The organism is Micromonospora sp. II (genome assembly GCF_001709195.1).
In the GTDB taxonomy this organism is placed as follows: domain Bacteria; phylum Actinomycetota; class Actinomycetes; order Mycobacteriales; family Micromonosporaceae; genus Micromonospora; species Micromonospora chalcea.
Genome location: NZ_LYXF01000064.1, coordinates 1 through 10,157 on the forward strand (window position 1 = coordinate 1; position 10,157 = coordinate 10,157).

Here is a 10,157-nt window from a genome sequence, read left to right on the forward strand (position 1 = left end):
TTCCGGAGACCGTCGACACCGACTCGGTGGGGCCGCGCGTCGAGCGGATCCGCACCCAGCGGCGGCTCGACCTGTTCGGCAGTCAGGGGGTCGACTTCGATCCGGACGCGGATCTGGTGCTGCATCGTCGGCGGTCGTTGCCGTATCACCCGAACGGGATGACGTTCGCGGCGTACGACGTGGCCGGGAACGAGGTGCGGGCGCGCACGTACTACTCGGTGGGTGGCGGGTTCGTGGTGGACGAGGCGGCCGCCGGGGCGGACCGGATCAAGGCGGACAGCACCCGTGTGAAGCACCCCTTCCTCACCGGCGCGGAACTGCTGACCGTCACCTCCGAGACGGGTCTGTCGATCAGTGAGGTGATGCTCGCCAACGAGCTGTCCTGGCGTAGCGAGGCGGACGTGCGGGCGGGGTTGCTGGAGATCTGGCGGGTGATGCGCGAGTGCGTGGAGAGCGGCTGCACCCGTGACGGCGTACTGCCGGGTGGGTTGAAGGTCCGGCGGCGCGCGGCGGAGATGCGGCGCGGCTTGGAGGCGGAGACCGGTAGCGGGGATCCGTTGCGTGCGATGGACTGGGTGACGTTGTTCGCGTTGGCGGTCAACGAGGAGAACGCGGCGGGTGGGCGGGTGGTCACCGCGCCGACGAACGGCGCTGCCGGGATCATCCCGGCGGTGCTGCACTRCTACACCCGGTTCGTGCCGGGCGCGTCCGAGGAGGGCGTGGTGCGGTTCCTGCTGGCGGCGGGCGCGATCGGTGTGCTGTTCAAGGAGAACGCCTCGATCTCCGGTGCCGAGGTGGGCTGTCAGGGCGAGGTGGGTTCGGCGTGCTCGATGGCGGCGGCCGGGCTGGCCGAGGCGTTGGGCGGTACGCCGGAGCAGGTGGAGAACGCCGCCGAGATCGGCATGGAGCACAACCTGGGGCTGACCTGCGATCCGGTGGGTGGCCTGGTGCAGATTCCGTGCATCGAGCGCAACGCGGTGGCGAGCATCAAGGCGATCACCGCGGCTCGGCTGGCGTTGCGCGGGGACGGGGTGCACCACGTGTCGCTGGACAAGGTCATCAAGACCATGCGGGAGACCGGCGCGGACATGAAGGTCAAGTACAAGGAGACCGCGCGGGGCGGGCTCGCCGTCAACGTGATCGAGTGCTGACCTCGTTGGGGTGATCCCGGCCCGCACCCGGCCCGGGAGCGCTACTGACAAAGCGACCATCATGCGGTGACGTCAGGCGTCGCGGCGCTCTGGTCCGCCCGCACCTCGCTGCGCATCCTGGTCCGGCGGGATCTCGCGGTGAAGTACCAGCAGTCGGTGCTGGGCTACTTCTGGTCGCTGATCGAACCGCTCGGCATGGGCCTGATCTACTGGTTCGTCTTCGGCGTGCTCTACTCCGGCGCGACCCGGCGGCACCTGGGTGAGGCGGCCGGGTCGTACCCGCTGTTCCTGATCACCGGGATCTTCGCCTGGATGTGGGCGAGTTCGGCGCTGACCGAGGCCGCGAACGCGCTCACCGGGCAGGCCCGGCTGATCACCACGATGAACCTGCCCCGGCCGATCTTCCCGATCGGGCGGGTCACCGGCCGCTTCGCCGAGTACCTGGCCGGGCTGCCGATCCTGGTCGCCGTCGCGGCGATCTACGCGAGTCAGGGGAAGATCCGCCCCGGCTGGAGCCTGCTGGCGCTGCCGCTGGCGGTGGCGGTGCAGTTCGTGCTGCTGGTGGGCCTGGCGCTGCTGCTGTCGGCGGGCAACGTGCTGATGCGCGACATCGAGCGCACCATGCGGCTGATCATCCGGCTGCTGTTCTACGCGACGCCGATCATCTATCCGCTCGACCTGGTGCAGGAGTCGGGCATGCCGGGCTGGCTCAAGATCGGGTACGAGCTGAACCCGCTGGTCGGGATCTTCCAACTGCACCACGCGGTCTGGTACCCGGACGAGTTCCCGGACGCCCGGCTGCTCGCGATCACTGTGTGCGGCAGCGTGTTGGTGCTGGCGCTCGGCTGGTGGGCGTTCCACCGCCTCGAACCGGCAGTGCTGAAGGAACTCTGAATGGCCCCGATCATCGAGGCGGACGGGCTCGGCATCCGGTTCGTCCGCAACCGGCGCCGCCAGCTGCGGCTGCGGGAGCTGATCGTGCACCGGGGCGCCCGCGACCCGGACGCGGGCCGGTTCTGGCCGCTGCGTGACCTGTCGTTCCGGATCGAACCGGGCGAGACGGTGGGCGTGGTGGGCCGCAACGGCACCGGCAAGAGCACGCTGCTGCGGCTGATCGCCGGTGTGCTCATCCCGGACGAGGGCTCGATCCGGGTGCACGGCCGGGTGGCGCCACTGCTCGAACTGTCCGCCGGGTTCTCCGGGGACCTGACCGGCCGGGAGAACCTGTACCTGGTGGGCGGGCTGCACGGACTGTCGTCGGCGTACCTGCGGGAACATTTCGACGAGATCGTCTCGTTCGCCGGTGAGCAGGTGGAACGCGCCATCGACACGTCGGTGCGGCACTACTCGTCGGGGATGAAGGTGCGGCTGGGCTTCGCGGTGATCGCGCACCTGCCGCACCCGGTGCTGCTTGTGGACGAGGTGACAGCGGTCGGGGACGCGGAGTTCCGCGCGAAGTGCTATGCGACCATCGAGCGACTTCTCGCGGAAGGGCGCACGCTGGTGCTGGTGTCACACAACGACAAGGACCTCACCCGGTTCTGCCGTCGGGGGCTCTACCTCGACGCCGGACGGCTGATCGTCGACGGGACGATCGACGAGGCGCTGGCCGCCTACGCCGACGCGGCGAAGCGGTGACGCTCGCGATCGTGCTCGCCGCCGACCCGGCGGCGGGCCACCTCACCGAACGCCTGGCCGCGCAGTGGCGCCGGGCCGGGGCGGACGACGTGCGTATCGCCGCCGACCTGACCGAGCTGGCCGACCTGGTGGCCGCCGCGACCGGCCCGGTGCTGGTGAGCGGCGCGGACCTGGTGGCGCACACCGCCGTACTCAAGCATCTCGCGACCAGCCCGGTGGGGCCGACGGTGGCGCTGGTGCTCACCGATCCGCCCGCTCCCGGGCAGGCCACCGTGCGCGAGGAGCGCGGCCAGGTGGTCGAGGTCGACGCCGTCGACGCGACCGGCGTGTTCGGCGGCGCGCTGCGGGTGGGCGCGGCCGACCTGCCGGCGCTCGCCGACGCCGCCCGCCGCGCCGCAGGCGCCGCGCCGGATGCGCCGGACGCGCGACTCAACGACCCGGCGTCCGTGCCCGACGCGCGCCTGAGCGACGCGGCTTCCGCGCCGGACGCGCGCCTGACCGACCCGGCGTCCGCGCCGGGCGTCGGCGCAGCGGACGGCGGGCCGCGGAACGCGGTGGACCGGCTCGTGGCCGACCTCGCCGCCCGGGGCACGCTGATCTTCGCCCAGCGGGTACGTCTGCTCGTGGCGCACCGGGTCGGCGACGAGGCGCAGCGGGCGGCGGCCGAGGCGGCGGTGGCCGCTGTCGACGAGGACCGGGCCGAGGTGAAGCTGTCGGTGAAGGAGCGGGACGACTTCTTCACCACGTTCTTCGTCAGCACCTGGTCCCCGTACGTCACGAAGGCGGCGGCGCGCATCGGGATCGGCCCGACCGGGGTCACCATGGTCTCGGTGGCGTTCGCGGTGGCCGCGGCGGTGCTGTTCGGCGTCGGTGGACGGCCCGCGCTGGTGGCTGGCGCGGTCCTGCTCTACCTGGGGTTCGTGCTCGACTGCGTGGACGGGCAACTGGCCCGCTACACCCGGCACTTCAGCGCCTGGGGCGGCTGGCTGGACACGATGGCCGACCGCTTCAAGGAGTACGTGGTCTACGCCGGTCTCGGCTTCGGGGCCACGCATGCCGGGTTCCGGTACGGCTGGGCGCTGGCGCTGGCCGCGATGACGTTGCAGACCGTGCGGCACATGACCGACACCTGGTACGGGGCGTTGCACGACGAGGCGGCCCGGCGGCCCAAGGTGGTGACCGCCGACGCGGGCGGCATCGGCGGGAAGCTGAACGCCGCGTCGACGCGAGTGCAGGCGGACACCGGGTCGGTGTCGTACTGGCTGAAGCGCACTGTGGTGTTCCCGATCGGGGAGCGGTGGGCGCTTATCGCGATCGCCGCCGCGCTGTTCGGGCCGCTGGTGGCGCTGGTCGCGGTGCTGGTCTGGGGGACGCTGGCGTTCGCGTACACCGGGGGGTTGCGGACCTTGCGGGCGCGGTGGATGCGGGTGCCGGTGATGGCCACTGTGGAGGCGGGTCTGCACCGCGACGACGGCGTGCTGGCGCGGACGCTGCCGACCGCGCGGCGGCCGCTGCTGCTGGCGGTGCTCGGCGCGCTCGGCGCGGCGGGGACGCTGGTGTGGGCGCTGCTCGCGGTGCACGGCGGCGGCGACCTGCCGGTCTGGGTGCCGGTGCTCGCGCTGGTGCTGCTGCTGGGCGCCGCGCAGGCTTCGCGGGCGCCGCACGAGGGGTCGCTGGACTGGCTGGTGCCGGCTGCGTTGCGGGCCGCCGAGTATCTGTTCGCCATCGCGGTCGGGGTGGCGGGCCGCGCGCCCGCGTGGCTGATCTTCGGGTACGTGCTGGTGCTGACGCTGCACCACTACGACCTGACCGCCCGGCTGGAGAAGCGGCAGTCGGCTCCGCCGCTGCACGCCGCCACGCTGGGCTGGCCGGGGCGTTCCCTGCTGCTGGCAATCGGGCTGATCGCCGGATATGCGAGTATCGCTCTGGCTACACTCGGTGCGTACCTTCTCGTGGTTTTTGTCGCGAGCGTGGTCCTCGCCTGGGTGGTCCTGCCGGCCCGCGCCCGTGGGGGTGTGCGCTCGCCGGGCTGACGGAGGGCGGGCCGGGGTGACCTTGATCAGCTTCGTCGTGCCGGCCTTCAAGGTGCAGGGCTACCTGCGGGAATGTCTCGACTCGATCCTCGACCAGCCGTTCGCCGACATCGAGGTGATCGGCGTCGACGACGCCTCCCCCGACGACAGTGGCGAGATCCTGGCCGAGTACGCGCTGCGCGACCCCCGGGTCCGCCCGGTGCGCCTCGCCGAGAACGTGGGGCTCGGTCCGGCCCGCAACATCGGGCTGGACCGGGCCGTCGGCGAGTACGTGTGGTTCGTCGACGGGGACGACTGGCTGGTGCCCGGCTGCCTGCCGCACGTCGCGGACCGGCTCCGCGACACCGCGCCGGACGTGCTGATCGTGGACCACGTCCGGGCGCACTGGAACAACATCGGCACCCGCAGCGCGATGCGCGAGGTGTTCCCGGTGCCGCCCGGCGCGACGACGTTCGCGCTGCGGGACCGGCCGGAGACGCTGAAGCTGCTGCACACCGCGTGGAACCGGGTGGTGCGGCGGGAGTTCCTGATCGAGCGCGGCCTGCGCTTCGAGCCGGGCTGGTACGAGGACGTCTCGTTCAGCTACCCGGCGCTGATGGCCGCCGGGCGGATCGGCGTACTCGACCGGATCTGCCTGAACTACCGGCAGCGCCGCACCGGCGCGATCACGAAGACCCGGGGGGACCGGCACTTCGAGGTGTTCGCCCAGTGGCACCGGGTGTTCGGGCTGATGGACCGCTGGCGGGTGACCGGGCTGCGGCCGGCGGTCTTCGAGCGGATGATCTGGCACTACCTGACGGTGCTCGGCAACGGCGACCGGATCGCGCCCGAGCTGCGCGCGCCGTTCTTCGCCCAGATGCACGCCGACTACGTGCGGTTCCTGCCGCCCGAGGGCTACCCGGTCCCGCCCGGCCCGGAAGGGCTCAAGCACCGGCTGGTGGCGGCCGGCCGATGGCGGACGTTCAGCGCGTTGCGCGAGGCGCACCAGGCGACGGAGACGGCCCGGCGGACCGCGCGGCGGGCCCGGCGACGGGTCACGCCGGTGGTGCGGCGTGCCGCCCGGCGGGCCCGTGACCTGGCGCTGGGCGAGTACTACCGGGCCGAGCTGCACCGGCCGGTCGACCCGACGCTCGCCGTGTACGCGGCCTACTGGTACCGGGGCTACTCGTGCAACCCGGCGGCGATCTACGAGGCGGCCCGCCGGCTCGCGCCGCAGGTGCGCGGCGTGTGGATCGTCCGCCGCGACCGGGTGGCCGCGCTGCCGCCCGGTGTCGAGTACGTGGTGGCCGGCACCCGCGAGTACCACCGCGTGCTGGCGCGTGCCCGCTGGCTGGTCAACAACGTCAACTTCCCGGACTTCGTCCGCAAGCGGCCGGGCTCGGTGCACGTGCAGACCCACCACGGCACGCCGGTCAAGGTGATGGGGCTGGACCAGCAGCGCTACCCGGTGGGCGCGATGGGGATGGACTTCGCCGGGCTGCTGCGCCGGGTCGACCGCTGGGACTACAGCATCACGTCGAACAGCTTCTCCACGCAGATGTGGGAGCGGGCGTACCCGGCGGACTACACCACGCTCGAGGTCGGCTACCCGCGCAACGACCGGCTGGCGCTGGCCACCGCCGAGGAGCGCGGCCAGGTCCGCGCCGCGCTGGGCATCGCACCCGACGAGTACGTGGTGCTCTACGCGCCGACGCACCGCGAGCACCTGCCCGGGTGGCGGCCACCGTTCGACCCGGACCGGATGCTCGACGTGCTCGGGCCCCGGGGCCGGCTGCTGATGCGCAGCCACTACTTCCACGACCGGGAGCGGCATCCCCGGGGACCGGCGGCGGACGGCGTGCTGGACGTGAGCGCGTACGACCGGGTGGAGGACCTCTACCTGGCGGCGGACGTACTGATCACCGACTATTCCTCGGCGATGTTCGACTACGCGGTGCTGGACCGGCCGATAGTGGTCTACGCGCCGGACTGGGATGCCTACCGGGTGGCCCGGGGCGTCTACTTCGACCTGCTGGCCGAGCCGCCGGGCACCGTCGCGCTGGACTTCCCCGGGCTGCTCGACGTGTTCCGGTCCGGCGCGGTCGACGACGAGGCGGCCGAGCGGGCCCGGGCGGCGTTCCGGTCGCGGTTCTGCGCGCTGGACGACGGGCACGCCGCCGAGCGCGTGGTACGCCGCGTGTTCCTCGGCGAAATGCCGTAAAAGTGGTTACCGGCAGGTCACTTAACTGCGGAGCCCGGCGAATACCGCTTAATAGGACTGTCACGAGCCGAACATGGCACGTTTACCCGATGTGCGAATCAGATGATCCTGGTCACAGTCATTCCCGGGTTTGGGGAGAGAAAACTGGGGAGGTGGCGGTGGCGACCGTCGCGCTCAAGGATGTCACCAAGGTGTTCCCGGATGGAACAGTCGCGGTCGACACCATCAATCTGGACGTCAACGACGGCGAGTTCATGGTGCTGCTCGGCCCGTCGGGCTGCGGGAAGTCGACGGTGCTGCGCATGGTCGCCGGGCTGGAGGACCCGTCCTCCGGTGCGATCCTGCTCGGCGGTGAGCTGGCCAACGACCTGCCGCCACGCGACCGGAAGATCGCCATGGTCTTCCAGGACTTCGCGCTCTATCCGCACATGACGGTCGGCGACAACATCGGCTTCCCGCTGCGGCTCTCCGGCATCGAGCCCGGCCCGCGCGGCGAGCGGATCCAGGACGTGGCGAGCGCGCTCGGCATCGGCGACGTACTCGCGCGCAAGCCCAGCCAGCTCTCCGGCGGCCAGCGGCAGCGGGTCGCCATGGGGCGGGCGATAGTGCGCCGGCCCGGCCTGTTCCTCATGGACGAGCCGCTGTCGAACCTGGACAGCGGGCTGCGCGCCGAACTGCGGGCGGAGATCTCCGGCCTCACCCGCGAACTCGGCGTCACCACCATCTACGTCACCCACGACCAGGCCGAGGCGCTGACCATGGCCGACCGCGTCGCGATCATGCGCAAGGGCGTGCTCCAGGACGTGGGCACCCCCACCCAGGTGTACGGGCGGCCGGCCACGCTCTACGTCGCCGCGTTCCTGGGCAGCCCCCGGATGAACCTGCTGGAGGCGTCGGTCTACGTGCACCTCGACCGGTACGTCGCACTGAACCTCGGCGAGCAGTCGCTCTACCTGCCCTGGGACGACATCCGCAGCCGGGCGGTGGCGCACTACCACGGCGAGCGGATCGTGGTCGGCATGCGGGCCGAGGCGCTCACCCCGGTCGCCCCGGACACCGCCGGTGACGTGCTGCACGGGCGCATCCGCTACCTGGAGCACCACGGCCACGAGTCGCTCGCGTTCCTCGACATCGGCGCCACCGCGATCGTGGTCGACGAGATGGGCACCCAGGTGGAGCAGGCCGCACCGGGCCAGCGCGGCCTGCGCCGCTTCAACCAGGTGATGCAGCGGCTCACCGGCCGCGCGACGGAGGCGTCAGCCCCGTCACCGGAGGCCGGCGGGGGTGGCGGCAACCGCACCAGCGTGCTGCCCGACCCGGGCCGCCACCACCGTCGTCCGGCGGAACTGGCGGTACGGCTCGCGCCGTACCCGCAGGTGTCGCCCGGGCACCCGCTCGCCGTGCAGGTGCGGATGGACGCGCTGCACTTCTTCGACGAGCGAGGCGACCGCATCGACGTCGGCTGGCGGTGAAAGGAAGGGCACCCTGTTAACGCCTCCGGTAGAGGAAGGGCCCCTTATTAACAGCCGCCGCCCGGAGGGACGGGCGGGTGACGGCGGTACGGGCCCCAGCCGACGAAGCGGGCGAACATGTCGGCCGGGGCGGGCGCGTCGTTCGGGTTCAGCCGGTAGAGGTCGCGCGTCGCCTCGTACAGCAGCCCGCACAGGTAGATCGACAGCCCGATCCGGTTGTCCTCGTACTCGCTGCGCAGCAGCAGACGGGCCGTCGGGCAGGGCCACGGCTGGCCGCACGCCCGGCAGCACCACATCGGACGCAGCGGCGTGTGCGGGGTGGCGTGCAACGGGTACGGCCGGGGTCGATCCGGCTTGGGTCCGTCCGGCGGCTGCCCGAGCTGGTGGCTGATCACCGAGGCTCCTCGTGGCCGTCGCGCCGGTTGCCGGCGTCGCCGCCGCGCTGCTCCGGGACCGGCCAGCGACCGCCGTTCGCCCGCCACTGCTGGGCCGGGGTGAGGTTGCCGACCCGGCCGGGACCCATCGTCGGGAGTGGACGGGTGGGTTGCCGCATCCAGTCCGGCAGATTGTCGCCCCGTACCCGCTGGGGCAGTGTCGGTGCCGACGCACCCCGGCAGCGGAACCAGCGCAGTCGCACGGCGCAACTCCTCTCGGTAGCGGGAATCGGACGAATTCGATTCCACTGCGTGACAGTCTCGTCACCGCGCCGCTAGGGTCGGAAGGCGTTCCACCCCCACCTTCCCGGCCGTCCGACCGGCCGATTTCCGTGTGCAGCCGTGTGCAGAGGTGTGCAGATGATCCGTGTGCCGTTGTGGGAACTGTTCGCCGGTGAGCTACGTCGGTTACGTACCGATGCGGGGCTTACCCAGGAGGCGCTGGGCGAGCGGGTGAGCTATTCGGCGTCGCTGGTGGCGGCCGTCGAGCAGTGCCGCCGCGCGCCGCGCGCCGAGTTCACCGAGCGGTGCGACGAGGTGCTGAACGGCGGCGGCCTGCTGGTGCGGATCCGGGACGCGCTGATGCAGGAGGCGCTGATGCCGTGGTTCCGCGAGTGGGTGAGCATCGAGCAGGAAGCTGCCTCACTGCGTAGCTTTCAACCGCTGGTGGTCCCTGGTCTGTTGCAGACCGAGGAGTACGCCCGTGCGCTCTACGAAGGGGCCGCGCAGTTCGTCGGCGAGGCTGTCGAACAGCAGGTGGCCGCCCGGCTGGCCCGGCAGGCGGTGCTGGACGGCCCGACGCCGCCGCAGTTCGTGGTGGTGCTCGACCACTCGGTGCTGGCTCGACCGGTCGGCGGGCCGAAGGTGATGCGGGAGCAGTTGGAGCACCTGATCGAGATGGCACGGCGACCCCGGGTCCACCTGCACCTGGTGCCGGAGACGGCCGGGGCATATCCGGGGCTCAACGGTGCCTTCGTGCTCGCGACCCCGGCCGACGGTGACGACGTGGGCTACCTGGACAACCAGTTGCACGGCACAATCGTGGAGCGCACGGTGGACGTGAACTCACTTCGGCAGACGTGGGAGTCCATCCGCGCGGAGGCGATGCCGCACGGGGCGACCCTGGCGGCGATTTCGGAGGCGGCGAAGCGATGGAGTTGACCGGCGCGATCTGGCGCAAGAGCACCCGCAGCAGCGGTAACGGCGGCGACTGCGTGGAGGTGGCGGAC

10 protein-coding genes are annotated in these 10,157 nt (G+C 71.8%); 8 read left to right on the forward strand and 2 right to left on the reverse strand.

Annotation, left to right across the window (positions count from 1 at the left end; all coding sequences use genetic code 11):
- The 6 genes from A8711_RS25685 to A8711_RS25710 form a co-directional block, all read left to right on the forward strand.
- On the forward strand, nucleotides 1-1,151 hold a 1,151-nt coding region (locus A8711_RS25685), incomplete at its 5' end, for an L-serine ammonia-lyase (RefSeq protein WP_069089589.1).
- A 66-nt stretch (nucleotides 1,152-1,217) separates the two neighbouring features.
- A complete protein-coding gene (locus A8711_RS25690) occupies nucleotides 1,218-2,045 on the forward strand; it encodes an ABC transporter permease (protein WP_069089584.1) in 828 nt (275 codons plus the stop codon).
- Nucleotides 2,046-2,789, forward strand: coding sequence for an ABC transporter ATP-binding protein (locus tag A8711_RS25695; RefSeq protein ID WP_030503547.1), 744 nt, complete (start codon nucleotides 2,046-2,048; stop codon nucleotides 2,787-2,789). It begins immediately after the preceding gene.
- Nucleotides 2,786-4,822 carry a DUF5941 domain-containing protein gene (locus A8711_RS25700; protein ID WP_069089585.1) on the forward strand — a complete coding sequence of 679 codons (2,037 nt, stop codon included), beginning with the start codon at nucleotides 2,786-2,788 and terminating at the stop codon, nucleotides 4,820-4,822. Before A8711_RS25695 ends, A8711_RS25700 begins: the two co-directional genes overlap by 4 nt.
- A 16-nt stretch (nucleotides 4,823-4,838) precedes the next feature.
- Nucleotides 4,839-7,022: a bifunctional glycosyltransferase family 2 protein/CDP-glycerol:glycerophosphate glycerophosphotransferase gene (locus tag A8711_RS25705; RefSeq protein ID WP_069089586.1), complete on the forward strand. Its 2,184-nt coding sequence runs from the start codon at nucleotides 4,839-4,841 to the stop codon at nucleotides 7,020-7,022.
- Between the two features lie 158 nt (nucleotides 7,023-7,180).
- The gene (locus A8711_RS25710; protein ID WP_069089587.1) at nucleotides 7,181-8,494 is read left to right on the forward strand and encodes an ABC transporter ATP-binding protein; all 1,314 of its coding nucleotides are present in this window, start codon (nucleotides 7,181-7,183) and stop codon (nucleotides 8,492-8,494) included.
- A gap of 47 nt (nucleotides 8,495-8,541) precedes the next feature.
- Here A8711_RS25710 and A8711_RS25715 read toward each other — a convergent pair whose 3' ends face one another.
- Nucleotides 8,542-8,889, reverse strand: a complete 348-nt coding sequence (locus A8711_RS25715; RefSeq protein ID WP_043327125.1) for a hypothetical protein — start codon at nucleotides 8,887-8,889, stop codon at nucleotides 8,542-8,544.
- Nucleotides 8,886-9,131 carry a hypothetical protein gene (locus tag A8711_RS25720; protein ID WP_043327123.1) on the reverse strand — a complete coding sequence of 82 codons (246 nt, stop codon included), beginning with the start codon at nucleotides 9,129-9,131 and terminating at the stop codon, nucleotides 8,886-8,888. Before A8711_RS25720 ends, A8711_RS25715 begins: the two co-directional genes overlap by 4 nt.
- A 157-nt stretch (nucleotides 9,132-9,288) precedes the next feature.
- Between A8711_RS25720 and A8711_RS25725 the strand changes: the two genes are divergently transcribed.
- A complete protein-coding gene (locus tag A8711_RS25725; RefSeq protein WP_069089588.1) occupies nucleotides 9,289-10,089 on the forward strand; it encodes a helix-turn-helix transcriptional regulator in 801 nt (266 codons plus the stop codon).
- A partial coding sequence (locus A8711_RS25730) for a DUF397 domain-containing protein (RefSeq protein WP_141707692.1) occupies nucleotides 10,080-10,157 on the forward strand: 78 nt, incomplete at its 3' end. The genes A8711_RS25725 and A8711_RS25730, both read left to right, overlap by 10 nt.

Excerpts from the sequence above, each read along its gene's own strand:
- A8711_RS25695 (WP_030503547.1), top strand. The coding sequence starts at position 2,046 with ATGGCCCCGATCATCGAGGCGGACGGGCTCGGCATCCGGTTCGTCCGC.
- A8711_RS25725 (WP_069089588.1), top strand. The coding sequence starts at position 9,289 with ATGATCCGTGTGCCGTTGTGGGAACTGTTCGCCGGTGAGCTACGTCGG.